The following is a 25,239-nucleotide window of genomic DNA, read 5'->3' on the forward strand; positions in this document are numbered from 1 at the left end:
ATATCGAAAGATTTTCCAGCTTCCATTACTTTGTCCCACATTTCGTTTGCTTGCTCATTCGCGAAATAAATCTCGAAACCTCCTGAACCAGTGTAACCAGTTGCAGAAATAATCACATTTTCCATACCTGCAAACGTACCAATTGCGAAATGATAAAACGGAATTTCAGCTAAATTAACATCTGTCAACGACTGCATTGCTTCAATTGCTTTTGGACCTTGAATTGCTAACAAAGACATCTCATCAGATTTATTTGTTAACTCTGCACCAAACGTATTGTGTTTGTTCATCCATTCCCAATCTTTATCGATATTAGATGCATTTACAACTGCCATCCATTCATCATCAGAAATTTTATAAATGATTAAATCATCTACAATTCCTCCTTTTTCGTTTGGCATTGCATTATATTGAGCTTGACCAATGGCAACTTTCGTTACATCATTCGTCAATAAGTGTTGTAATAAGTCTGTTGCTTTTTCTCCTTTTACAAAAAATTGTCCCATGTGAGAAACGTCAAAAACACCAACTTTTTCTCGAACAGCAAAGTGTTCTTGGTTAACACCTGCGTATTGCACTGGCATTTCATATCCAGCAAAAGGAACCATTTTCGCACCTAAATCTTTGTGCTTTTGGTTTAATGCAGTTACTTTCATTGTTTGTTTGCTTTGATAAGTTTATAATTCTCCCAAAAATAAGGAATTAATTGTTAGGAAAATTTCTTTAATAGAAGATTATCTAATTTTATGAATAATTTTTAAATTCCCTTCCGTCGCTTTATACGGCTCGAAACGCATAACCGATTTTCCTTTACCAAATTTGTTCATAAACTTTTCGTTTATTTTTCCTGATAATTTCAATGGTTGACAACCTTCGCAAGGAATAATCAAAATGGTATCGTTTGTTTTACCTTTTACTTTTACAATTTCGTACGAATAATCTGTATCCAAACGAGAATTAATAACATTTTCAATTGGTTTATTAAAGCTCTCAATAAAGAAAACGCGTCGATCTTTGTTGCTTCCAATAATAATTGCAGCACCAACTAAAATCAATAAAACGACAATTGATATGGTCAAAATTTTTTTAAAATCCATCTTTTTGGTTAATTCGTAGATTAAAAGTAATAATTCATTCCGAATGAAAAAAATATTCGTTTTATTTCCTATCTTTTTACTTCTATTTACATTGACAATGAATAGTTGTACAAAAGCAAAAATATTAAAAGAAAAACATTCAATTTCATTACAAAATATCCAAAATGGAGATTTGATTTTTGTTGGTGCGCAAACAGAAGAACTTTCGGGCGCGATAAATAGAGTGACAAAAATAAATGACGAAACCAATTTTGATCATGTTGGTTTAATCGAAAAAACTGATGATTCTATTTTTGTTCTACATGCTGCTCCAATGGGCGGATCGCAACGAGAGGAAATTCATCATTTTTACATTTCTCAAACCGAAAAGAATAATAAAATTGTCATTTATCGTCTCAAAAATGAATATCAATATACAATTCCTCATGCAATTGAAAAAGCTAAAACAATGCTCGGAAAACCTTATAATTGGTTATACATTTTGAATGATGACGAATTATATTGTTCAGATTTTGTGGAAAGAGCTTTTCGTGATGATACTATTTTTGAATTGATTCCCATGAATTTCAAAAACAAAGAAACTGGAATTATTGATGATTTTTGGATAGATTTCTATCGTAAAAAAGGAAAAAAAGTTCCGCAAGACGAACCAGGAACAAATCCAAATCAATTGGCAACTTCTAAGAAATTAATTAAGGTTGGTGAGGTGAAGTTTTAAAATGAAACTCTGAAACAAATTCAGAATGATTCATAGAATCTTTATAACAAATAAATTAATTCCTACTTTTACCACATGAAACAAAATATCATTTATAGTATCATTTTCTTTTTCGTGTTATTTGGACTAAAATATTTGTTCGATAAAAGCGATGTGCAAACAATGTTGGTTTATTCGGCAATTGGAACGGTTATCTTTTTTATTTATCGCGTTTTTGTAAGAAAAATGTTGTACAAACAAAAAGACCAAGAAAACTAATTTTCTTGGTCTTTTTTTATTGCTTGCATCGCTTCCTCGATGTGCGTTTCGGCAACATTTGAAACAATGTGTTTGATTAATTTTCCTTGTTTATTGAATACAAAAGTTTCTCTCGGGGTGATTAAACCAAATTTCTTTTTAATTCCCAACAACTTCGACAACTTTGCGCCTTTATCAGAAAGCAACGGAAAGTTTAGTTGATGTTTTGTATAAAACTTTTCGTGAGAAGATGTTGATTGTCCATTTATTCCAACAATCACAGCATCTAAAGCATTAAAATCTGTATTTACATCACGAAATTGACAGACTTCTTTTGTACACATTGGCGTAAAATTCATTGGATAAAAGAATAAAACAAAATATTTTTTGTACAAAAACTCGTCCGAATTAAACCAATTTCCTTTATTATCCTCCAACGAAAAAGTTGGAATGTGATCACCTAATTTCATTCGCCTGCGTATTCTACGAAATTACGTGGAGTTTCGTATAAGGTTACTTTCAATTCTAAATCAGTCGCTAATTTTGCTCTAATTTTATTCCAAATCAAAATCACAATATTTTCGGCAGTTGGATTGATAGTTTTAAATTCTTCAATATCAACATTTAGATTTTTATGATCCAAATACTCTTCAACTTCAACCGCGACAATTTTTCGTAATTCGTCCAAATTCATCACAAAACCTGTTTCTGGATCAACTTCACCTTTCACCGCCACAATAATTTCATAATTGTGTCCGTGATAATTTGGGTAAGAACATTTTCCGAAAACTTCAAAATTCTGTTCATCGCTCCAATTCTTGTTAAACAATCGGTGCGCAGCGTTAAAATGTGCTTTTCTGTTGACAGTAACTTTCATCTGTATAAATTTTTATTCTTCGATATACGAAACGTAATGTTCAAAAATTATTTTGAACCAAGCTGTATAATTCTGAGGATTTTTTTCCATATCTTTTTTCAAATCATCCAATTCTACCCAACGATAAGCCATCACTTCATCAGAATTTAGCTTTGGTTCGTTATCAAATGTTCCGATAAAAACATGGTCTAATTCATGCTCAATCAAATCATTTTCTAAATGCGCTTTGTAAATGAAATTAAATTTATATTCTAATTCGCAATCAAATCCCATTTCTTCTTCCAAACGTCTGTGCGCCGCTTGTTCGTATGTTTCGTTATCGCGCGGATGACTACAACATGTATTCGTCCACAACGTTGGCGAATGGTATTTGCTCGCAGCTCGTTGCTGAATCATCAATTCTCCTTTGGAATTGAATACAAAAACAGAAAATGCACGATGCAACAAACCAGCTACATGAGCCTGTTGCTTCTCCATCAATCCTAATTTTTGATCGTCCTGATCAACTAAAACTACAAATTCTTCCATAAAACAAAAATAACCATTTATGTAGGATTAAAAAAGAAGTTCGATTTCTTTGTGCTTAAATTCTCGCAATGCTTGATTGATTTCGATCAGTAAATTTCCCGCTTCATTTACATCTCTAATAATTCCGTCCACTTCTACTCCATCTAATTTAAATTGTGAGATTTCATCTTTTCTAAAAAGATTATCTAAATAAGTTTGATGAATTTGTTCGAAATTTTTCTGTTCTAAAATTGGATATTCATTTTCGAAATGATGCATTAAATCTGCCAAAATTTCCTCGATGTCATATTCTTTGTCAGTTACTTTATAAATAGATGTTGCTTTTGGTAAGTGATTAAAATCAGCTTGATTGACATTAATTCCAATTCCAATTACAGAATTCATTATTCCATTAGAACGATGATTCTCAATTAAAATTCCGCAAACCTTTTTATCATTTAAAATAATATCATTTGGCCATTTTACGTTAGATTTTGGATGAAATTGTTTTAAAAATAGACAAATAACATTCGAAATCCATTCGTTAAAATAAATTAATTCTTGAAAACTATAATCTGTTTTCAACAAAAAACTAAAGGTTAAATTTTCTCCAGCGACAACTTTCCACTCATTTCCTGCGTAACCTTTTCCTTTTGTTTGATTTTTAGCATGTATGACAGTCCAACTATTGGCATCTTTTTTGGACAAATCCACCAAGAACTCATTCGTATTAGGCAAAGAATCAAAACTAATTAAATACATTTTTTTTACTATTTTTATAGAGTGGTTAAAGTTATTTTAAAAAGTTTAAACTTTAATAAGGATTCACTAAATTTGCGAATTACAAAATAAAAGATGATAGATACTCAATATACAAAAGACTTGCTAGATAGCATTGTTGACGGAATTACAAATGTTAAAGGAGAAGAAATTACAATTCTAGATTTACGCGAAATTGAAAATGCATTTTGTCAATACTTCGTTATTTGTACCGGAAACTCGAATACACAAGTTAGTGCTTTAGCAGGTTCGATTGAAAGAACTGTAAAAACAGAAATGTCAGAAAGACCTTTTCATGTAGAAGGAACACAAAACAATCAATGGGTTTTGTTGGACTACACAAATGTTATTGTCCATATTTTCCAAAAAGAATACAGAGAATATTACGATATCGAAAGTCTTTGGGGTGATGCTGTAGAGACGCGTATCGAAATGGAATATTAATCATAACTGAAACCAAAAAAAATTGAAAAAAAATAATTTTAAACCTTCGGGGTTTAATCCTACATGGATATATGCCATTATTGGATTATTGCTGATTGCCTTTCTATTATTTTCTGATAATATTGGAGGTGCCGGCGGAACTACTAAAAACATAGACCGTACGACTTTCCTTTCTTATGTAGAAAAAGGTTACGTAAAAGAAGCCAATCTAGAAAAAGAATCAGGACGTGTAAGTGTATATTTAACGGACGCAGCTCTGAATACTGAAGAATTTAAAAAGTTTAAAAAATCAAACGAAACTTTAAATCCTTTTGCTACAGGTGCTCCAAACTTTATTTTCAATGTTGCTGATGCAGGAAATTTTGAAAAAGATTTTTATGCTAACGTAGAAAAGAGTCCGAATAAAACTGCCGTACTTAACACACAAATTTCAAATGGTTTTGGAAGTTTGTTTATGAATCTTTTCATTTCATTGATTTTCTTCGGATTAATTTACTTCTTACTATTCAGACGAATGGGTGGAGGCGGATCTGCTGGAGGTGGCGGAGGAATTTTCTCTGTCGGAAAATCGAAAGCGAAATTATTTGAAGGTGATGATCATATCAAAACAACTTTCAAAGATGTTGCAGGTTTAGAAGGTGCAAAAGAAGAAATCGAAGAAATCGTTGAATTCTTGAAACATCCAGAAAAATTCACAAAATTAGGTGGACGTATCCCAAAAGGAGCCTTATTAGTAGGACCTCCAGGTACAGGTAAAACCTTATTAGCAAAAGCTGTTGCTGGAGAAGCAAAAGTTCCTTTCTTCTCATTATCAGGATCAGATTTCGTAGAAATGTTTGTGGGGGTTGGTGCATCTCGTGTACGTGACTTATTCAAAAATGCAAAAGAAAAATCTCCTTCAATTATCTTTATTGATGAGATTGATGCAATTGGTCGCGCACGTGGAAAATCAAACTTTACAGGCTCTAATGATGAACGCGAAAATACATTAAACCAATTATTAACAGAGATGGATGGTTTCGGAACAGAATCTAACGTAATTGTGATTGCTGCAACAAACCGTGCTGATGTATTGGATAAAGCATTGATGCGTCCAGGTCGTTTTGACCGTATTATTCATGTTGATTTACCTGAATTAAACGAACGTAAAGAAATCTTCGCGGTTCACTTACGTCCATTAAAATTAGGTGAAGATGTTGAAATCGAATTTTTAGCAAAACAAACTCCAGGTTTCTCTGGTGCAGATATATTCAATGTTTGTAACGAAGCGGCTTTAGTTGCTGCTCGTAAAAACAAAGACGTCGTAGAAAAACAAGACTTTTTAGACGCTGTTGACCGTATTATTGGTGGGTTAGAGAAGAAAAGTAAAGTGATTAAACCTTCTGAGAAAAAACGTATCGCTTATCACGAAGCTGGTCACGCTACAATTGGTTGGTTAACAGAACACGCTGCTCCATTGGTTAAAGTAACTATCGTTCCTCGTGGACGTTCGTTAGGTGCCGCTTGGTATTTGCCAGAAGAAAGACAAATTACAACGACAGAACAATTGTTAGACGAAATGTGTATGACAATGGGTGGTCGTGCTGCTGAGGAAGTTGTTTTCAATAATATTTCTACTGGTGCATTAAGTGATTTGGAAAAAGTTACAAAACAAGCTTCTGCAATGGTTAGTATTTACGGATTGAACAAAGAAGTTGGTAATGTTTCTTATTACGATTCATCTGGACAAAATGAGTATGGCTTCAGCAAGCCTTATTCAGAACAAACTGCTCAGGTAATTGATAAAGAGGTAAAAACAATGATCGAAGCTCAATATGATAGAGCAAAAGATATTTTACGTGAACATCGCGATCAATTAGATGTTTTAGCTCAAAAATTAATTGAAAAAGAGGTGATCTTTAGAGAAGATTTGGAAGAAATTTTCGGTCCAAGAAAATTTGTAAACGAATTAGATCAAATCGAAGAAAAACAAGAAGAAGCTACAGAAGCTGGTTCAGAGCAAGTTGTTCAACCAGAATCTGGAAACGATATTTAATCAAAAAACATATAATTTTTCAAAAAAATCGCCTTAATAAGGCGATTTTTTTTTTACTTCTTATTATATTGTTAAAAATTATTACCTTTAGACTGAAATTGTATTAAACCGTACAAAAATCATAAGTTCCCATGTGGAAAGCAATTAAAAACCTACTTAAAAAAGCAACAGAGAAATCTGAGAATAAAGACGATGATAATCATATTGATTTATTTCATCCAAATTATTCTGAGGATAATATTTCTATGGATGAAGTTTTTGCGACAAACTTCAACGCTGGTGGTGGTCACTTTTTATTCTGCGATAACAATCAAGAAGCTTTTCAGAACTTAAAAGAAATTATCAATTACGAAAATGTGACCGAATTAATTTGTCCTGATCCGAATTTACAACAGGTTCTTAATTCAGTCAATATTCCTTTTGTCGAAAATCCATGCGATTCTCGTTATACGCTTAGTTTCCTTAGTTGCGAATTTCTGATTGCTTTTGATGGTAGTATTATGTTATCTGCACATCAAACTTGTGGAAGAAATATAGATGATTTTCCATCAAATTTTATTATCTATGCACGCCCATCGCAATTAGTAGAAAATGTGAGCGTGGCATTACAGAAATTACGAACATTAAAAAAAGACAACCTTCCATCTAAAATAACTTCTATTCGAGGGAAAAACATGCACAAATTTCCTAATATACAGAATGCGAAGAATATTTATTTGTTATTGGTTGAAGAATAGCTATGAAAAATTTAGCAATTAGAGCATTTTCGGGACTTATTTATGCACTTGTAATATTTTTCGGAACAACAATACATCCAAAAGGTTTAATCGTTTTAATGATGGTTTTTGGACTTTTTTGTTTGTACGAATTCTTTAAAATCACCAATCTTACCAATAAACTTTATCAATTAGGTTCACTTTTAGCTGCTTTAGTTGTATTTGGATATTATGGGAAAGAGTTTTTACAAGCCTTTGAAACTACAAATCACTACTATTTTTATTTACGAAGTTTATATTTCATTATACCTGTTTTATTTATTTTTAGTATTTATGTTATTTTCAAATCAACAAATGAGTTATTGAATGATTTTGGTAAAGCTACTTTAGGTTTAACCTACGTCATCGCTCCTTTCGCTATTGCACTTACTCTACCAAGTTTTGATTATAGTTTAGGTGAAAAAGTAATGCACTACGAAGTATTTTTTGTTTTCTTATTACTTTGGTGCAGCGATACATTTGCTTATTTAACAGGAAACTTAATCGGAAAACACAAATTAGCACCAAAAATTTCTGGAGCTAAAACGTGGGAAGGCTTTTTTGGTGGAATTATTTTCACTTTATTAACTGGATTTTTTATTCAGAAATATTTTGGAGAAAACTTACATGGTAATTGGATGATTATAGGTTTAATCGTTGCTGCATTAGGACCTTTAGGTGACTTAACAGAATCTAAATTGAAACGTTTTTTCAATGTAAAAGACAGCAGCAATTTAATTCCGGGTCATGGTGGTTTTTTAGATCGATTAGATAGTTTTATATTTGTCACACCATTTGTTTATTTATATTATTTATTAGTATATACTTTATGAAACTTCACAGAGAAGGAACTGCAATTTTGATAGGTTGCTTAATTTTATTTGCAATCGCTACAGGAGTATTACATTACTTTTTTCCTGTTTATGGTCTTTTATTCGCTTTACCATTATGGATTCTTTATGGATTTGTCGTTTGGTTTTTTAGAAATCCAATTCGTGAATCAGATTCATCTGAAAATTGTGTTATTGCGCCGGTAGATGGAAAAGTAGTTGTATTAGAAGAAGTATATGAAAGTGAATTTTTGAATCAAAAATGTATTCAATTATCTATTTTCATGACGCCACTTAATGTACACGTAACACGTTATCCTGTGAATGGTAAGGTTATTTATTCTAAATATCATCCAGGGAAATTTTTGGTAGCATTTCATCCTAAATCATCAGAGTTAAACGAAAGAACAACTGTTGTTGTAGAAAATACAGATCATACAAAAGTTCTTTTTAGACAAATTGCTGGTGCTGTTGCGAGAAGAATTGTTTGCTACAGTAAAGAGAATGATACAGCTGTTGCTGGTAAAGAATATGGTTTTATCAAATTCGGATCTCGTGTAGATATCTTTTTACCACTTGATACTGAAATCAATGTAAAGGTTGGAGATAAAACAAAAGGTGGAATTCAGAAAATTGCACAATTGAAATAAATCAGTTAGTTGAACTCAATGTTTTTAACTAATTTTGTCAAAACAATTATAACAATATATTCATACAATAAATTTTGTACGTCATGAAAAAATTAATTCTTTTAGTAGCTGTTGCTGCATTTGCTACATCTTGTAACTCTAAAGCAGGTGTAAACCATGGTGTACTTCCTGTAGTTCACGAACCAGCTACTGCTGAAGAAATGCACCACAAGTCTGAAGCTGCTCACGAAGGTCATGCAAAACATGAAGAAGCTGTTGAAGAAAAACATGAGGAAGTAAAAGATTCTACAAAAACTGTAGAAACTCCGAAAGTTGAGAAAAAAGATACTGTAAAAGCTGGTCATTAAGATTCAGCTTTTTTTGTTTTTATAGATTTATAATCAGTTTATCATCACCTATTAAATAATTTTTATTTTTAGGGCGAATATAAAATGAACGTGAAGAAGAGTTGTTTTCAGAAATGATTGATAATATCTCTTGATAAGTAAAAAAACTTGCATCAATTGCAATTTCATTATTTGATAAAGATTTGAAATCTGATTTCTTATCAATCCAAAATAAATTTTCTGCTTTTACTTCTATTTTAGAAGTATTATTAGGTGAATGTAAAGAAAATTTAAATAATTGAATTAAATATTTAATCAAAATTCCCGAACGTAAAAGTTGATAATGCAACCAATTTTTTTGATAATATTTTGCTAAGAAAATCATCATGGCTTCAAAAAAATGTTTATAATATTTTTTATCTTTTTTCGTACTTTCTCCCTTGTAATGTAAAACCGTTATATCTCCTTTATAATAATTTTTATAACCAGCCAATTCTGCACTAAAAGACAAATCTATATCTTCTCCATACATAAAATAACGTGGATCAAATCCTCCAATTTCCTGATAGATTTTCTTCGTGGTGAACATAAAAGCACCAACTAAAATTTCGCAAGGAGCAATTTCAAATTCATCAACTTCTAATTTGTAATAATTATTTTTCTTTGAATGATTAAATCGACTATACAACTTAGAAAATGAATTTTTAGCTGTCGGAATATTACGTTTTGATTCTGGATGAAAATTTCCGTTTGTATCTATCATTCGTACTCCCACAAAACCTATTTTTTCTTTTGACTGATGAAATTCAATCAAAGATTCGAATAAATTCTCTGGAATAATTGTATCTGGATTAAGAATCAGAATATATTCTCCCAAAGCATTCTCAACCCCAATATTATTCGCTTTTGCAAAACCAAGATTTTCATTCTGAAGTAAAAAATTTACAGTAGGAAAAGTTTTTTTTAGGAATATAAAATCAATTTCCGATGAGTCATTATCAATTACAATTATTTCTCCATCTACATTTTTTAAAGCTTCCTGACACGAATCAAGACAAAGCTCTAAATGTTTTGGCGCATTATAACTAACAATAATTATCGATAATTTCATTTTAAAATTTATTTTCTGAATATGGGATTCGATGTTGTATAGAACGAACCAACGTCGCTTCGTCTGCATATTCTAACTCATCTCCTACACCAAGACCTCGTGCAATGGTCGAAAAAATAATTTCGGCATTCTTTAATTGTCGATACAAGTAAAAAACAGTTGTATCTCCTTCCATTGTAGAACTTAAAGCAAAGATTATTTCCTTTACATTTTCATTTTGAACACGATCTACCAAAGTTTGAATATTCAATTGACCAGGTCCAATGCCTTCCATTGGAGAAATCTTTCCTCCTAAAACGTGATATTGTCCTTTAAATTGTCCTGTGTTTTCAATTGCCATCACATCGCGTACATCTTCTACCACACAAATTATAGTTTCTTCTCGCAATGGATTATTGCAAATATCACAAATCTCATCATCAGAAATCGTATGACAATGTTGACAATATTTAACATCATCCACCAAATGAGAAAGCGCTTCGGATAAAGCCGTCGTTTGAGATTTGGGACTATTTAACATATGTAAAACAAGTCGCAAAGCTGTTCTCTTTCCTATTCCTGGCAAATTTGACATTTCTTCTACAGCTCGCTCTAAAACCTTGCTTGGGTAATTCATTCGTTCAAAAAATTATAGACAACAAATTTACAATTTTATCTTCGGAAAATTAATCTATCATCATTCACTCAAAAATATTAAATTTGGGCTTATTTACTAAATAAATTATGAACTCAACAATTTTACTACTTTGTGTTATCGTATACTTTGTAGGACTTTTAGTGATCTCTTACTTCACCAGTCGAAATTCTGACAATCAATCTTTTTTTAACGGAAACAAAAAAAGTAAATGGTGGTTAGTGGCTTTCGGAATGATTGGGACAAGTCTTAGTGGTGTTACGTTTATTTCGGTTCCGGGAACGGTCGGAAAATTAACTGGTTCCGAATATATTTACGGAGGATTCGAGTATTATATGATGGTAATCGGATTTTTTCTTGGTTATTTTATCGTCGCTGGCGTATTACTTCCGCTCTATTACCGAATGAATCTGACCTCGATTTACACCTATTTAGGAAAGCGTTTCAATGTTGAAGCACATAAAATGGGATCGGTTTTCTTTATTATTTCACGTGGAATTGGCGCAACAGCACGTTTATATTTAGTTGTAAATGTGTTACAAATATTTTTATTAGACAATTTAGGCGTACCATTTTGGGCTACAACATTTGTGTTATTATTAATGATTTTATTGTACACGTTTGAAGGTGGAGTAAAAACAATTGTTGTAACCGACACTTTACAAACATCATTTATGATCATTAGTTTGATTGCTTGTATTTGGTTTATCCTTTCTCATCTTAACTTATCTGTTGGTGAAGCTTACGATATGATGCAAGCCAAAAATTATACGCATTTCATTAATCTTGATCCAAATTCGAAAACTTATTTCTTAAAAACAATTTTGGGCGGAATGTTTATCACAATTGCAATGACTGGTCTTGACCAAGAAATGATGCAAAAAAATATTTCGGTTGATAATCTTCAAAACTCGAAAAAGAATATGTTGACGTTTGCTGGAACATTATTGATTGTTAATTTAGCATTCCTATTTTTGGGTGGATTGCTTTATTTATACGCAATGAGTGAAGGTGGTTTTTATACTGCTGACGGTTTCTTTATGGAACAAGGCGGACAAAATATTATGGGTGATGATATGTTTCCTGCGCTTTCGCTTTTAGGACATCATTTCCCAATGATTATTTCTGTAATTTTTATTATCGGATTAATTTCTGCTTTATTTCCTTCTGCTGACGGAGCTTTAACAGCAGTTACAAGTTCATATTGTGTCGATTTATTAAACATCAACGAAGACAAAGAAAAATCAGAAAAAGAAAAGAAAAAGATTCGTATTCGTGTTCACTTAATTTTCACGGTAGTTTTCTTTATCTTGATTATGGTTTTCAAAGCGATTAACAACAAATCTATTGTTTATCTTGTGATGGAAATTGCAGGTTATACATACGGACCTTTATTAGGATTGTTTGCTTTCGGAATTTTAACGAAACGTAACATTTACAGAAAATATTCAATTATTACAGTTGCTATTTTAGCACCTATTTTTACGTATATCATCAACGAATTAGTGATTAATTTTACTGATTACAAAATTGGTGTTGAATTAATCATTTTGAATGGTTTATTAACCTTTATCGGTTTGTGGTTAGTAAGTTCTAATCGTCAAAAAGAAACAATTATTCATTCATAATCAGAACAATTAACACTCTACAACTATGAAAAAAATCGCCATTATTGGAGCAGGAAATTTAGGAATTTCTATAACAGAGGGTTTAATTAAGAATAAAGCATTCGATCCAAATCAAATTATCGCTACAAGAAATAATTTGAATCAAATTGAACATCTTAAAAAGCTTGGTGTAACGATTACAAATGATAATCATTTTGCTGTAAAAGATGCTGATTATATTCTGTTGTGTGTAAAACCGTACAAAGTGGAAGAAGTTTTGACACAATTAAAAGATGATTTTACGACCAACAAAATATTAATTTCAGTTGCAACAGGAATTTCATTGCAAACGTATCAAAACATTTTACCGCAAGGAATGTCAATTTTTAGAGCAATGCCTAATACGGCTGCTTCTGTAGAAGAATCGATTACTTGTATTTGTGGAAATTCGAAAGATGAAAACATTCTTGATGAAATCAAAACGATTTTCAATCCAATTGGCGAAACAGTTGTTATAAATGAGGAATTGATGAATGCAGCAACTGTAATTGGCGCTTGCGGAATTGCTTATGTTTTACGATTTATAAGAGCAATGATTCAGGGTGGTATTGAAATTGGATTTGACACACAAACTGCAACAAAAATTGTAACACAAACTGTAAAAGGAGCTGCTGAATTATTAATAGAAAACGGTTTGCACCCAGAACAAGAAATTGATAAAGTGACGACACCAAAAGGTTGTACGATTGCTGGATTAAATGAAATGGAACATCAAGGATTTAGTTCAGCTTTAATAAAAGGAATTAAAACTTCTTTTGATAAAATATAAGTATGGAAAAGAAATTAAAATTAATCTGGGATTTTTATGGTCCCGATGCTATACCAACTGCAAAACATCATGCAATTCACCTGAAACAATACGCAGAAAAAGAAAAGTTACAAAGTACATTTTCTGAATTTGTAGAGGTTGAGCCAGAATATGCAGTTGCTTATTTGGTGGTAGTAGAATCTGAAATGATACAAGTTCGTGACGCTTTGATACCTCACCGTGGCGAATGGCATATGGAAGAAGAATAAATAAAAAAGACGAAGTTAAACTTCGTCTTTTTTATTTTAAATTTTCAAGTAATTTTCTCAATTCTTTATCTGTAACAGAAATCTGCTCGCTTTTATCATAGATTGAAAGTAGATAAACCTTTTCTTCTTCAATAACTACATGCGTAATAATTCTCGCTCCACCACTTTTTCCTTTTCCTTTAGATTTTATTGCAATTCTAATTTTGAAACAATTATTACTCAACAACGTTCCTTGTTCAGGATTTAACTCCAAATTATTTATAAAATCACGAAAATCATCTTTCAAAGAAGGATATTTTTTGATTAATCTTTTCAAAGATTTAACAAAACTTGGAACAGCAACTACATTATAATTCATCCAATAAATCTTTCGCAGAAATACCTTTCAGTTTTTTTTCTTTAATCAATTTATATTCCTCAACAGCTTCTTCCAAATTCAAATAAACTTCTTCTTTTTTTGTCTTAATCATTTTCAACTTCATTGCTTTCACAAAAGCTTTCAGTGCCTTTGCTTCTTCAGAAGTTTCAGTTTCAATAATAAAAATATCTTTTGTTGACATGAATTAAAGTTTGATTTACAACAAATTTAATATTAATACTTTGATTATTAAACTAAACCATAAAAAATTACAACTAAAAAATCTCCTCCCCAATTGTAGTGATTTATGTTCTACGATTTTTTTGCCCTACAAAAAAGGATTATTTTTGTTCAAATTTTTATAAACAAACAATGACACTTCAAGAACTTCAAACACAAGTACAACAAACAAGGAGAGATATTTTGAGAATGGTACATGCCGTAAATAGTGGACACCCAGGTGGATCATTAGGTTGTGCAGAATATTTTGCTGCATTATACGGTAAAATCATGACTTACTCTACTGACTTCTCTATGGACGGAAAAGGAGAAGATTTATTCTTCTTATCAAACGGTCACATTTCACCAGTTTTCTACAGCACATTGGCTCGTTCGGGATTTTTCCCAGTTAGCGAATTAGCTACATTCAGAAAATTAGACTCTCGTTTACAAGGTCACCCAACAACACACGAAGGTTTACCTGGAATTCGTATCGCTTCTGGTTCTTTAGGACAAGGTTTATCTGTTGCTTTAGGTGCTGCGCAAGCAAAAAAATTAAACAACGACGATAAATTAGTTTACACATTACACGGTGATGGTGAATTACAAGAAGGTCAAGTTTGGGAAGCTTTTATGTATGCTGCTGGTAAAAAAGTGGATAATGTAATTGCAACGATTGACTACAATGGTCGTCAAATTGATGGTGATACAGACCACGTTTTACCTTTAGGTGATTTGAAAGCTAAATTAGAAGCTTTTGGATGGATTGTTTTAGAAGAAAAAGATGGAAATAACTTAGAAAAAGTAATTGCTATTTTAGAAGAAGCTAAAACATTAACAGGAAACGGAAAACCAGTTTCAATTTTATTACACACAGAAATGGGTAATGGAGTTGATTACATGATGGGAAGTCACTCTTGGCACGGAAAAGCGCCTAACGACGAGCAATTAGCATCTGCATTAGAGCAAAATCCAGAAACTGAATTGACAGATTATTAATAATTTCAATACAACCACAATACTATGAAAACGTTATTTTATTCTATACTTACGCTTTGTTCTTTGACAGCCTTTGGGCAGGAAAAAACATATTCTTTTGACAAAAAAATCTCTTATAAGGTTAGCATGCCTGATCAAATTCAAGGTTATTTAACAGGAGAAGAGGAAATGTTTTTTATTAATTATCTCTCTAAAGAAGCAATTTTAGGAACCTTTGAAGGAAATAATTATCTCTATCAAACTGATGTAACAAATAGTTTCAATCACGAATCTTTTTTAACATTGAATAATAGACTTTATAATGTCTTTGCGAACTCTTTAGAAAATGATTTAAAGATTAAAATACCATATTATTATGAAGGTATTGACGAAAAGAACTTGTTACCTTATGATGATGAATTTTTTCCTGAAGTTCTTTCAATAAAAAGCATGAACTCTACACAAACTATTAATGGATATAAGTGTAATGATTATGAAATAGAATCGAAAGCTTTTGAAGAAGTAAAAAAGTCTACAATTTGTATTGATGAAAAAAATGCAATTAATAACGTTGCGATTATGTTTCCTCAAACAAAATTGAAAGGGCTTTTAATTAGATATGACGCAGGAGATTTTAATGGATTAACAATTCAAAATATTGCAAATTCTAACGTAAAAGTAACTTTTGATGAGAAAAAAGAAATCGAAAGTTTTACTAACGAATTGGCAAAAAAGAAACAAGAATACGAGAACATGATGTCGTCTGTAGATACAGCTTATGCAGCGGAAGCGGCTTATTCACCAGACAATCGTTACGAGGATCCTATTGTTAATTATTACAATTATCAAACATCAGAAAGTGATAACGTAAATAGTCTTTTTGGGACTGTTGCTTCATTAAATTATAGTTTGATTTATAATGATAGCGATTATGATGGAAATCCTGATATCGAGCGTTCTAAAGCTTTGGCAGCTGCTCAAGGTTCTACAAATCAATTGGTAAAACAATTCAAAAAGAATAAATTAGCAAACAAAAGCGAAGTAAAAGAATTAAATAACCTTTTCAAAACGTATTTCGATGATGCTAAAAAGTTTAAATTAACAGAAGTTTCAACAGATTATGATGAAGCGGCTGTAGCAGTAGATTCTGTTGCTGCTATGCCTTATGATCTTGCAGATTATTATGACCCGTATACTTCTACTTACAAAACGACAGATATTAGCAAAATCGATTTGGCAATCGACAATCCAGACGTTCAAGATTTCATGAAAGTTGCACCAGAACATTGCAAAAACTTGAAAGCTAAAATTCCAACTTTTACAGATAAAGATTTAGGAAATTTGGTTTACAATTACGCAGGACAAGTGTGCGATTTATACATTTATCAAAGTGGAAGTGTTGCTCTTTCGGGAACAATTGATGCGATGAGAAAAAGTATTTTAGAAATCAATAATAAATATGATAAACTGAAAAAAGAAGACAAGGATAAGTTAACTACTTTCTTGAATTCTTTGGATTAATATTGATCAAAATACATCGATAATGAAAAAACCAATCAGTTTAATATTAACGCTTTTTACAAGTTTAACTTTTGCTCAAATGCAATCGTATAAATTCGAAAACGTTATTCAATATCGTATCAAAAGTGATTTCTATTCAGATTTTCTGGATATTTTATCAACCAAAGATTATAAAGCGCATTTAATGATTACGCGAACACTGATGGGAAATTTCGCTTCATTAAAAATAAACGATAATATGTATTCTGTTTACAGCGAAGAAGAAAATCCGAAGGTTTTTAAAATAGATTTCGAAGGCACTAAAGATTTATTAGGAACTTCTTTTTTAGCGACTGATAATCCAAGTTTAACGAATTCCGCAATCGGAAATAGTTATGTTGCGAATAGAACTGGTCAAAAAGAAACGATTCTGAATAAACAATGTGAAGTATATAACATTTTCAGAAAAGATAATGACAACGATAATGGTACAGAAATTTGTATCGATACAAATTCTAACATCAACACCGTTCCGTTTATCAATTCTGAACTAAATTTGAAAGGCTTGATTTATCGAGTTGGACAAAATATTGTGTTAGAAAATGTTGAAACCTTAGAAAAATGGATCAAAAAGAGCACTGAAGAGGAAGAAGAAATTAATGTTTCGCCAAATGATTTTATTTATCAATTTGATGAAAAAACAGAAGTAGAAAAATACAAAAACGAATACAAAAAACAAAAACAATGATAGACTTAACATACACAGAAAAAAAAGATACACGTAGTGGATTCGGAGACGGATTGACAGAGTTAGGAAGAACAAATCCTAACGTTGTTGCATTGTGTGCTGACTTGATTGGTTCATTGAAAATGGATCAATTTATCAAAGAAAATCCAGAGCGTTTTTTCCAAATTGGTATTGCAGAAGCAAACATGATGGGAATTGCTGCAGGTTTGACAATTGGAGGTAAAATTCCTTTCACAGGAACGTTTGCTGAGTTTTCTACAGCTCGTGTGTACGATCAAATTCGTCAATCTATCGCTTACTCTAACAAAAATGTAAAAATCGCTGCATCGCACGCTGGTTTAACATTAGGAGAAGATGGTGCAACTCACCAAACATTAGAAGATATTGGTTTGATGAAAATGTTACCAGGAATGGTGGTTATCAATCCTTGTGATTACAATCAAACTAAAGCGGCTACAATTGCTGCAGCTGAATACGAAGGTCCTGTTTACTTACGTTTCGGACGTCCTGCTGTTCCAGTTTTCACGCCAGCTGACCAAAAATTTGAAATTGGTAAAGGTATCTTAATGAACGAAGGTTCTGATGTAACAATTGTTGCGACAGGTCATTTAGTTTGGGAATCTTTAGTTGCTGCTGCTGAGTTAGAAAAAGAAGGAATTTCTTGTGAGGTAATCAACATACACACTATCAAACCTTTAGATGAAGAAATCATCATCAATTCTGTAAAGAAAACAGGAAAAATTGTAACAGCTGAAGAACACAATATTTTAGGTGGTTTAGGAGAATCTGTTGCAAGAGTTTTAGCACAAAAATTACCAACAAAACAAGCTTTTGTTGCGGTTAATGATAAATTTGGTGAATCTGGAACACCTTCAGATTTAATGAAAAAATATGGAATCGATTCTACTGCTGTAATCGAGAAAGTAAAATCTTTACTTTAATTCCATTATAATATTAAAAAGGAGCTAAAAAATTTAGCTCCTTTTTTTATAGGTTAAATATAAAATAGGTTGGTTGAAAAAAGCAAAACTGCTTTAATCCTATATATATTTTGCAAAATTAGTTTATATTACTAACTTAAAAAATACTCATTTAATGGTATTTTATTAACTTTTACTTGTAAGCATATGAAAAAAGCAAATCAAAAATCTATTACTGAATATGCAAGTATTGTAAAAAAACTATGGAGTGAAAATACAGATCGTAGAACCTTAAACGAAAAAAATGAGAGTTTTCAATCAATTAATGATTATTTACAAACTTTAAGAAGTCTTGCACTTGGTGAATCTTTTATGTATTTCATCAATCCTAATTCTGCAACATTCGAATATGTTTCTCCTCAATGCGAAGATATTTTGGGTTATCTTCCTGACGAATATACAGCTGAACTATGTGTTCAAATGGTACATCCCGATGATTTGCAACATGTGATTGATATTCAGCAACGAATTGCAAATTTTAGTATGGAAATTGTCCCTGAAGAAAGAATGAATTATAAATTTACTTATGATTTTCGTGTGATAGATAAAAAAGGTGAAATTCATCAAATTCATTTGCAACATTTCTTTTACGAATTAAGTAAAAATTTTTTACCAAATCGAGTTTTTTGTTTAGCGACTGACATCACACAAATAAAGGTTGGAGGAAAGCCTATTATGCATATTTACAACATCAAAGATGGATTGAACAATCTTCTTAATTCAAAAACAAATTCATCTTTACAACTTACAAAAAAAGAAACGGAGATTATCGAATTTCTGATCAAAGGCTACACAAGTCAGGATATTGCTGATGCAATTGGCTTAAGTAAACATACTATTGACACGCATCGAAGAAATATTTTGAAGAAAAACGATTGTTCTAATACATCAGAATTATTTAGTCTTTACTTCAAAAAATAGAAAAAAGCAAGCCGATAAGCCGGGTTCTGTCACCTTAATAAATCAAGATGCTTTGTCATTTATCTAGTATTTTAGTTACCTAAAATATCAATCTGCCTACCCCCCAGCAACGAACGAGTAGCTCTTAACTGCTGGTATACATGGCATTGCTCCGCATAGAGTTTACCTGGTTTCACTACAGCCGAACTGTACATACTTTCTGTTGCACTTGTCCTCGCCTCTCGACGGACGGGCGTTACCCGCTATGCTTACTCTTTGGAGCCCGGACTTTCCTCTTCACATACATGAAGCGACAAAGTGGCTTGCTGAGCGCAAATGTACGGCAAAAGTTACCGAAATAAAAAAGGCTTGAACATTTTTGTTCAAGCCTTTCTATTATAGAAACTTAGAAATTATTCTGATTTTTCTTCTTTCGTTTTTCCTTTTACAGAAATTTTAACGCCATCTTTTGCTTCATTTAAGTCAAGGATTAATTCATCTCCTTCACTAATTACAGCGTTGATGATTTCTTCTGCCATTGGATCTTCGATGTATTTCTGAATAGCACGTTTCAACGGACGAGCTCCATAATCTTTATCAAATCCTTTGTCTGCGATAAAATTCTTCGCTTCCTCTGTTAATTCAATATGATAATTTAAAGCTGTTAAACGCTCTATTAAACTTGCCAATTCAATATCGATAATTTTCATGATATCTTCTTTTGTTAATGAATTAAAGAAGATAATATCATCAATACGATTCAAAAATTCTGGCGCGAAAGCACGTTTTAAAGCTGTTTCAATTGTTGATTTTGCGCGTTCATCGGCAGAATCTTTCTTAGATGAAGTTCCAAATCCGACACCATCTCCAAACTCTTTCAATTGTCTTGTACCAATGTTAGACGTTAAAATGATAATCGTATTACGGAAATCAACTTTACGACCTAAACTATCAGTTACATGACCATCATCCAAAATTTGTAATAAAATATTGAATACATCTGGATGCGCTTTCTCAATCTCATCTAACAAAATTACCGCATATGGTTTACGACGAACTGCTTCAGTCAATTGTCCACCTTCTTCGTAACCAACGTAGCCCGGAGGTGCTCCAACTAAGCGAGAAACGGCAAATTTCTCCATGTATTCTGACATATCGATACGAATTAATGCATCGTTAGAATCAAAGATTTCTTTCGCCAAAACTTTCGCTAATTGTGTTTTACCAACACCCGTAGTTCCTAAGAAAATGAATGAACCAATTGGTTTATTTGGATCTTTCAAACCTGCACGATTACGTTGAATTGCTTTCACAACTTTCGTTACCGCTTCATCTTGACCAATTACTTTTCCTTTCATTAACTCATTCATCTGAGCCAATTTTTTCAATTCTTTTTCAGCTACACGATGTACAGGAACGCCAGACATCAACGAAACAACTTCCGCTACATTTTCTTCTGTAACTGTTTCACGATTCTCTTTCGATTCTTGTACCCATTTTGCTTGCTCACGTTTCAAATCACTTTCTATTTGTTTCTCTGAATCACGTAAACGAGCAGCTTCTTCGTATTTTTGAGATTTTACAACTTTCGTTTTCTCTTCGCGAACTTCTTCTAATTTTGCTTCAAGATCTAAAATTTCTTGAGGAACTTTTATATTCTTGATATGCACGCGAGAACCCGCTTCATCTAAAGCATCAATCGCTTTATCTGGCAAGAAACGATCTGTAATATAACGTGTTGTCAAATTTACACAAGCTTGCAACGCTTCATCTGTATAATTTACATTATGATGCGCTTCATACTTATCTTTGATATTATGTAAAATCTGTAATGTTTCTTCTGGAGTTGTTGGTTCAACCATCACATTTTGAAAACGACGAACTAATGCACCATCTTTTTCAATATATTGACGATATTCGTCCAACGTTGTTGCTCCAATACATTGTAATTCACCACGCGCCAAAGCAGGTTTGAACATGTTAGAAGCGTCTAAAGAACCTGTAGCTCCTCCTGCTCCAACAATTGTATGTAACTCATCAATGAAAAGAATAATGTCATCATTTTTCTCTAATTCATTCATAATAGCTTTCATACGTTCTTCAAATTGTCCACGATATTTAGTTCCAGCAACTAATGACGCTAAATCTAATGTTACCACACGTTTGTTAAACAAAACGCGCGAAACTTTACGTTGTACAATTCTTAAAGCTAAACCTTCTGCAATTGCAGATTTACCAACACCTGGTTCTCCAATTAACAATGGATTGTTCTTTTTACGACGAGAAAGAATTTGAGAAACACGCTCTATTTCTTTTTCACGTCCAACTACAGGATCTAATTTTCCTTCTTGCGCAATCGCTGTTAAATCTCGTCCAAAATTATCTAAAACTGGCGTTTTACTTTTTGAAGTTGATTTACTTGTAGACGCACGCTCAAAATCGTTATCAGAATCACCTCCATCAAAAGATGGATTTTCTGCACGAGGAGATTGAATTTCCTCATCTTGAAATTGAAATTTGAATTCTTCCTTTACTGTATTGTAATCAATATCCAACTTATTCATCAATTTTGTAATCGGATCGTTTTCATTACGAAGGATACACAATAATAAGTGAATTGTATTTACAGTCGGACTTTTAAACAATTTCGCTTCTAAGAACGTTGTTTTCAACGCTCTTTCAGCTTGTTTTGTCAAACTCAAATTTTTTATATTATTACCAGGAGTTTCTTTTGCTGGGTTTAGGTTTTCTATTTTTTGACGCATTTCATCTAAATCGACATTCAATGCTTCTAAGACAGAAATGGCTTTCCCTTCACCGTCGCGAATAATCCCCAACAGAAGGTGTTCCGTTCCTATTTGGTCGTGGCCTAATCTCAACGCTTCTTCCTTACTGTAAGAAATAACGTCTTTTACTTGTTGTGAGAAATTATCGTTCATTTTACTATTTAAGCTGTCTTTAACAAATATAATTATTCTGATAGACTATAGCATAAATTATGCCTATGTCCGAAATGATTTGATGATTCCTTAAAATAACGAATTATTGTCTATTAATTTCAAAATAGCTGACAATATTTCATATCAATTCTTAAAGAATTCATAATAATTTGAGAGATAGATGTCGTTGCTAAAAAATCGTACAAATCGCCTTTATTCATTTTCAAATCATCGTGAAGTTCTAAAATTTCTTCGGAATTTAACTCATTATTTTGGTTAAAAATTTCATCAATTTCATTTCTTCTTTCAGGACTATACAATGTCGACGAACACCATGTCACAATTTTTTCTTGCGAAACATCTTTTACGCTCAGTTTATTTTCATTCCAAAACAAAAGGTAAGCATTTTTAGTTGTTCTTTCAAAAACAAAAATTGTAAAAGGTGCGATTTCTGACAAATTTTCCGAATTAATAAACTCATTTACAGAATTATATTTCAATAAATCTAACAAGATAATTCCTCTACTTTCTCTGTATTTCTCTTTGAAATGCGTTGGTTTTTCTATTCCTCCATTCAAAATACACGCAACATATTGCTCCGAATAAAAAATCCAAGTCCCATTCGCACGCTCATCTACAGGCGAAAAATAGGTTTTATCAAAACGCTTTTGCTCCACAATCTCTTTAGAAGAAGAACGATTAATTTCCTCATCTCGGTTGTGTGTCAACACAAATTCATCCTCATTTCTGTAAAAACTGATTATACACATCTCATTTTTCAATTTAGTTCAAATGTAAAAATTTATCTTTGCAAAGAATTATGAGTATTCAGAAAACTATAGCGCATTCTTTTGATGAAATGAAATCGATTCTTTTGCAATTTGACGATATGTCTTTTCAAAAGGAATTAGAAATCATTTCTGATGCTTCTGTTGGTCAACATTTTCGACATATTATCGAGTTTTATTCGTGCTTTTTACATGCTCAAAAAAACAATTGTATTTGTTATGATGACAGAGAACGAAATCGTGCTTTAGAAAATTCGGTTGTTGAAAGTTTGAATACGCTGAATCATCTAAAATCAGAAATAGAACGTTTAGATTTAGAAAAAACAATTCAGCTAAAACAGAATTACTACGGAGAAAACTTCACAATTAATACCACAAATTATCGTGAATTAATGTATTGTTTTGATCACAGCGTTCATCATTTTGCATTGATTAAAATTGCGATCGAAACTCATTTTCCAACGATTAAGATTCCACAAAATTTTGGAATTGCATCTTCTACAATTGCTTTTCAAAATCAAGAAAAATGACAGAAAAGCAAATAAATTATCTTAATAAGATTAATTCAATTTTTGTTGGACAAAAAATAAAAAATGTCCATTACGAAGTCATTCTTTACGAAGATCAAGAATATTGGGAATTTTCAAATGAAATTCATTCCGTTGACATGAATATTATTCTTGAATTAGATAATGATAAATTTTTCAAAGTCCTTTGGGATAATGAATTTGAATGTTATGGAATTGGAGTTTATGAAATTAATGAATTAAAACCAGCTGATAGTTTTAAGTTAATTAAAGTTTCAGATAATATAAATTGGAAAAGTAAAATTGGAAAAAAAATAACATCAATCAATGTATTTTGGGAAGAATTAGAAAGTCAAAATTTAAAAAAAGTATTAAATTATTTAATTCCTTTTGGTAAAAAAACTAAAACTAATTTACCTACAACTTGGAACATAACGATTGAAACCGAAAGTATATGGATTTCAAGTTTAGAAATTTATTCTAATGATAAAATTTTTCATTTTACAGATCATTTAACGATTATGTTCAATGAAAAAGATTTAATTACATATTCTGTTTTACCAAATCCATCCGAAAAATTATGAACCCAAAAATAACAAAATGGACACGATACGAATTTTGGCCATTCTGGTTATTTTATGCGCCATTGACACCTTGGTACATTTATAAAATCTTTCAAACAGGCGCTCCAGCTTACTTTTGCTCGGCAAATCCTACAATGAAATGGGGCGGATTTATTGATTATTCTAAAATTGATTTACTCAATCAAATTGATAAAAATTATAAGCCAAAAACCATTTTTTTTGATGAATTTACAACACAAGAAATTCCGTTTAATTTTCCCTTTATTGCAAAACCAAATCTTGGTGAACGTGGAATTGGTGTAGAATTAATCAGAAATGAAATTGATTGGAAAAATTATTTAGAGCAAAATAATCGAGATTTAATTTTACAAGAATATATTCAATCAAACTTTGAGTTTGGTGTTTTCTATGTTAGATTACCAAAAGAAAAAAATGGTAAAATACTGTCGATAACAGCAAAAGATTTTTTGACGTTTACGGGTGATGGAAAATCAACTTTGAAAGAATTAATCGAACAAAATTTAAGAGCTTTTTACCGAAAAGATTATTTGTTTAAACGTTTACAAAACGAACTAAATTCAGTTCTTCAAAAAGATGAAAAATTATTGGTTGAACCAATAGGAAATCATAGTCGAGGAACAACTTTTTTAGATGGATCTTCTCTAAAAACGTCTAAATTAGAAGAAACTATAGATCAAATCGCACAAAAAATTGATGGTTTTTATTATGGTCGTATCGATTTGAAAGCAAAAAGTTTAGAAGATTTTCAGAACGGAAATTTTGTCATACTTGAAATTAATGGTGCAAATTCTGAAGCAACTCATATTTATGATCCGAATTTTAATTTGATAAAAGCTTATAAGGAAGTGATTAAGCATTTGAATTACCAACATAAAATTGCTGTTCAAAATCATCAATTAGGCGTGAAATGGACAGATTGGAAATTGCTTGCGAGAGAATTAATAAAACGCTATTAAACTTAATTTGACCAAAATTGGCAGATTTTCTGGAAAGGAATAAAGATTGAATGATG

Annotated in this window: 31 protein-coding genes and 1 other RNA gene; 19 read left to right on the forward strand and 13 right to left on the reverse strand. The window is 31.6% G+C overall.

Annotated features, from left to right (window positions below):
- Both gcvT and B3R94_RS02605 read right to left on the reverse strand, forming a co-directional pair.
- Positions 1 to 656, reverse strand: a 656-nt coding sequence (gcvT, locus tag B3R94_RS02600) for a glycine cleavage system aminomethyltransferase GcvT (RefSeq protein WP_414647252.1), incomplete at its 3' end; no start/stop codon positions are given.
- Positions 657 to 734: 78 nt separating this feature from the next.
- Entirely contained in the window at positions 735 to 1,097 is a 363-nt protein-coding gene (locus B3R94_RS02605) for a hypothetical protein (RefSeq protein WP_219033679.1), read from the reverse strand.
- A gap of 43 nt (positions 1,098 to 1,140) precedes the next feature.
- Between B3R94_RS02605 and B3R94_RS02610 the strand changes: the two genes are divergently transcribed.
- Positions 1,141 to 1,815: a YiiX/YebB-like N1pC/P60 family cysteine hydrolase gene (locus B3R94_RS02610; protein ID WP_257467987.1), complete on the forward strand. Its 675-nt coding sequence runs from the start codon at positions 1,141 to 1,143 to the stop codon at positions 1,813 to 1,815.
- Positions 1,816 to 1,890: 75 nt separating this feature from the next.
- On the forward strand, positions 1,891 to 2,073 hold the full coding sequence (locus B3R94_RS02615; RefSeq protein WP_115001584.1) for a hypothetical protein: 183 nt from the start codon (positions 1,891 to 1,893) through the stop codon (positions 2,071 to 2,073).
- Here the strand turns inward: B3R94_RS02615 and B3R94_RS02620 are convergent.
- The 4 genes from B3R94_RS02620 to B3R94_RS02635 are packed head-to-tail and all read right to left on the reverse strand — an operon-like array spanning position 2,070 to position 4,198.
- Complete coding sequence (locus B3R94_RS02620; RefSeq protein ID WP_115001585.1) at positions 2,070 to 2,522, reverse strand: peroxiredoxin; 453 nt, start codon at positions 2,520 to 2,522, stop codon at positions 2,070 to 2,072. The genes B3R94_RS02615 and B3R94_RS02620 overlap by 4 nt on opposite strands.
- Positions 2,519 to 2,929 carry a 6-pyruvoyl trahydropterin synthase family protein gene (locus B3R94_RS02625; protein ID WP_280051050.1) on the reverse strand — a complete coding sequence of 137 codons (411 nt, stop codon included), beginning with the start codon at positions 2,927 to 2,929 and terminating at the stop codon, positions 2,519 to 2,521. Before B3R94_RS02625 ends, B3R94_RS02620 begins: the two co-directional genes overlap by 4 nt.
- Positions 2,930 to 2,941: 12 nt before the next feature.
- Positions 2,942 to 3,457, reverse strand: a complete 516-nt coding sequence (idi, locus tag B3R94_RS02630; protein WP_280049858.1) for an isopentenyl-diphosphate Delta-isomerase — start codon at positions 3,455 to 3,457, stop codon at positions 2,942 to 2,944.
- 27 nt (positions 3,458 to 3,484) lie between these two features.
- Positions 3,485 to 4,198, reverse strand: a complete 714-nt coding sequence (locus B3R94_RS02635; RefSeq protein WP_280049857.1) for a biotin--[acetyl-CoA-carboxylase] ligase — start codon at positions 4,196 to 4,198, stop codon at positions 3,485 to 3,487.
- A 93-nt stretch (positions 4,199 to 4,291) separates the two neighbouring features.
- Between B3R94_RS02635 and rsfS the strand changes: the two genes are divergently transcribed.
- From rsfS to B3R94_RS02665, 6 genes are all read left to right on the forward strand, one after another.
- Positions 4,292 to 4,660 (forward strand): ribosome silencing factor, encoded by a 369-nt coding sequence (rsfS, locus tag B3R94_RS02640; protein ID WP_038331822.1) that lies wholly within the window; start codon positions 4,292 to 4,294, stop codon positions 4,658 to 4,660.
- A gap of 22 nt (positions 4,661 to 4,682) precedes the next feature.
- Positions 4,683 to 6,695 carry an ATP-dependent zinc metalloprotease FtsH gene (gene ftsH, locus B3R94_RS02645; RefSeq protein ID WP_125350510.1) on the forward strand — a complete coding sequence of 671 codons (2,013 nt, stop codon included), beginning with the start codon at positions 4,683 to 4,685 and terminating at the stop codon, positions 6,693 to 6,695.
- Positions 6,696 to 6,826: 131 nt separating this feature from the next.
- On the forward strand, positions 6,827 to 7,432 hold the full coding sequence (locus B3R94_RS02650) for a hypothetical protein (RefSeq protein WP_280049855.1): 606 nt from the start codon (positions 6,827 to 6,829) through the stop codon (positions 7,430 to 7,432).
- Between the two features lie 2 nt (positions 7,433 to 7,434).
- On the forward strand, positions 7,435 to 8,283 hold the full coding sequence (locus B3R94_RS02655) for a phosphatidate cytidylyltransferase (protein ID WP_125350512.1): 849 nt from the start codon (positions 7,435 to 7,437) through the stop codon (positions 8,281 to 8,283).
- On the forward strand, positions 8,280 to 8,930 hold the full coding sequence (locus B3R94_RS02660; protein WP_125350513.1) for a phosphatidylserine decarboxylase family protein: 651 nt from the start codon (positions 8,280 to 8,282) through the stop codon (positions 8,928 to 8,930). The genes B3R94_RS02655 and B3R94_RS02660 overlap by 4 nt, the downstream gene beginning before the upstream one ends.
- Before the next feature lie 83 nt (positions 8,931 to 9,013).
- Entirely contained in the window at positions 9,014 to 9,277 is a 264-nt protein-coding gene (locus B3R94_RS02665; RefSeq protein ID WP_115001599.1) for a hypothetical protein, read from the forward strand.
- A gap of 19 nt (positions 9,278 to 9,296) precedes the next feature.
- Here B3R94_RS02665 and B3R94_RS02670 read toward each other — a convergent pair whose 3' ends face one another.
- A complete protein-coding gene (locus tag B3R94_RS02670) occupies positions 9,297 to 10,367 on the reverse strand; it encodes a glycosyltransferase family 2 protein (RefSeq protein ID WP_181816328.1) in 1,071 nt (356 codons plus the stop codon).
- A gap of 1 nt (position 10,368) precedes the next feature.
- Positions 10,369 to 10,983 carry a recombination mediator RecR gene (gene recR / locus B3R94_RS02675; RefSeq protein WP_291098470.1) on the reverse strand — a complete coding sequence of 205 codons (615 nt, stop codon included), beginning with the start codon at positions 10,981 to 10,983 and terminating at the stop codon, positions 10,369 to 10,371.
- A gap of 107 nt (positions 10,984 to 11,090) precedes the next feature.
- Here recR and B3R94_RS02680 point away from each other — a divergent pair, with 107 nt between their 5' ends.
- From B3R94_RS02680 to B3R94_RS02690, 3 genes are read left to right on the forward strand one after another with little or no spacing between them, the layout of a single operon-like run.
- A complete protein-coding gene (locus tag B3R94_RS02680) occupies positions 11,091 to 12,629 on the forward strand; it encodes a sodium:solute symporter (RefSeq protein ID WP_291098473.1) in 1,539 nt (512 codons plus the stop codon).
- Positions 12,630 to 12,654: 25 nt separating this feature from the next.
- Entirely contained in the window at positions 12,655 to 13,437 is a 783-nt protein-coding gene (gene proC, locus B3R94_RS02685) for a pyrroline-5-carboxylate reductase (protein WP_280051056.1), read from the forward strand.
- A gap of 2 nt (positions 13,438 to 13,439) precedes the next feature.
- On the forward strand, positions 13,440 to 13,685 hold the full coding sequence (locus tag B3R94_RS02690) for a hypothetical protein (RefSeq protein WP_280049853.1): 246 nt from the start codon (positions 13,440 to 13,442) through the stop codon (positions 13,683 to 13,685).
- A gap of 31 nt (positions 13,686 to 13,716) precedes the next feature.
- On the opposite strand, the gene B3R94_RS02695 is transcribed toward B3R94_RS02690, so the two are convergent.
- Positions 13,717 to 14,043: a hypothetical protein gene (locus tag B3R94_RS02695; RefSeq protein ID WP_280049852.1), complete on the reverse strand. Its 327-nt coding sequence runs from the start codon at positions 14,041 to 14,043 to the stop codon at positions 13,717 to 13,719.
- Positions 14,033 to 14,245, reverse strand: a complete 213-nt coding sequence (locus B3R94_RS02700) for a hypothetical protein (RefSeq protein ID WP_280049851.1) — start codon at positions 14,243 to 14,245, stop codon at positions 14,033 to 14,035. The genes B3R94_RS02695 and B3R94_RS02700 overlap by 11 nt, the downstream gene beginning before the upstream one ends.
- Positions 14,246 to 14,415: 170 nt before the next feature.
- Here B3R94_RS02700 and B3R94_RS02705 point away from each other — a divergent pair, with 170 nt between their 5' ends.
- The 5 genes from B3R94_RS02705 to B3R94_RS02725 all read left to right on the forward strand — a co-directional run bounded on the left by B3R94_RS02705 (position 14,416) and on the right by B3R94_RS02725 (position 19,389).
- A complete protein-coding gene (locus B3R94_RS02705) occupies positions 14,416 to 15,261 on the forward strand; it encodes a transketolase (protein WP_125350518.1) in 846 nt (281 codons plus the stop codon).
- A 126-nt stretch (positions 15,262 to 15,387) separates the two neighbouring features.
- A complete protein-coding gene (locus B3R94_RS02710) occupies positions 15,388 to 16,761 on the forward strand; it encodes a hypothetical protein (RefSeq protein WP_291098476.1) in 1,374 nt (457 codons plus the stop codon).
- A gap of 22 nt (positions 16,762 to 16,783) precedes the next feature.
- Entirely contained in the window at positions 16,784 to 17,488 is a 705-nt protein-coding gene (locus tag B3R94_RS02715; protein ID WP_291098479.1) for a hypothetical protein, read from the forward strand.
- Positions 17,488 to 18,429 (forward strand): transketolase family protein, encoded by a 942-nt coding sequence (locus B3R94_RS02720; protein WP_291098551.1) that lies wholly within the window; start codon positions 17,488 to 17,490, stop codon positions 18,427 to 18,429. Before B3R94_RS02715 ends, B3R94_RS02720 begins: the two co-directional genes overlap by 1 nt.
- 186 nt (positions 18,430 to 18,615) lie before the next feature.
- Entirely contained in the window at positions 18,616 to 19,389 is a 774-nt protein-coding gene (locus tag B3R94_RS02725) for a LuxR C-terminal-related transcriptional regulator (protein WP_291098482.1), read from the forward strand.
- Here B3R94_RS02725 and rnpB read toward each other — a convergent pair.
- The 3 genes from rnpB to B3R94_RS02740 all read right to left on the reverse strand — a co-directional run bounded on the left by rnpB (position 19,389) and on the right by B3R94_RS02740 (position 23,077).
- An RNA gene (rnpB, locus tag B3R94_RS02730) (RNase P RNA component class A) lies at positions 19,389 to 19,698 on the reverse strand. The genes B3R94_RS02725 and rnpB overlap by 1 nt on opposite strands.
- Before the next feature lie 83 nt (positions 19,699 to 19,781).
- Positions 19,782 to 22,307, reverse strand: coding sequence for an ATP-dependent Clp protease ATP-binding subunit (locus B3R94_RS02735; RefSeq protein WP_280049848.1), 2,526 nt, complete (start codon positions 22,305 to 22,307; stop codon positions 19,782 to 19,784).
- A 119-nt stretch (positions 22,308 to 22,426) separates the two neighbouring features.
- Positions 22,427 to 23,077, reverse strand: coding sequence for an NRDE family protein (locus B3R94_RS02740; RefSeq protein ID WP_152606108.1), 651 nt, complete (start codon positions 23,075 to 23,077; stop codon positions 22,427 to 22,429).
- A gap of 50 nt (positions 23,078 to 23,127) precedes the next feature.
- Here B3R94_RS02740 and B3R94_RS02745 point away from each other — a divergent pair, with 50 nt between their 5' ends.
- The 3 genes from B3R94_RS02745 to B3R94_RS02755 are packed head-to-tail and all read left to right on the forward strand — an operon-like array spanning position 23,128 to position 25,183.
- Positions 23,128 to 23,625 carry a hypothetical protein gene (locus tag B3R94_RS02745; RefSeq protein WP_291098487.1) on the forward strand — a complete coding sequence of 166 codons (498 nt, stop codon included), beginning with the start codon at positions 23,128 to 23,130 and terminating at the stop codon, positions 23,623 to 23,625.
- On the forward strand, positions 23,622 to 24,206 hold the full coding sequence (locus B3R94_RS02750; protein WP_038333105.1) for a hypothetical protein: 585 nt from the start codon (positions 23,622 to 23,624) through the stop codon (positions 24,204 to 24,206). The genes B3R94_RS02745 and B3R94_RS02750 overlap by 4 nt, the downstream gene beginning before the upstream one ends.
- Entirely contained in the window at positions 24,203 to 25,183 is a 981-nt protein-coding gene (locus tag B3R94_RS02755) for a hypothetical protein (RefSeq protein ID WP_125350526.1), read from the forward strand. The genes B3R94_RS02750 and B3R94_RS02755 overlap by 4 nt, the downstream gene beginning before the upstream one ends.
- Positions 25,184 to 25,239 lie beyond the last annotated feature (56 nt).

It is taken from the genome of Empedobacter sp. UBA7611 (genome assembly GCF_002484365.1).
GTDB classification, from domain to species: Bacteria; Bacteroidota; Bacteroidia; order Flavobacteriales; family Weeksellaceae; genus Empedobacter; species Empedobacter falsenii_B.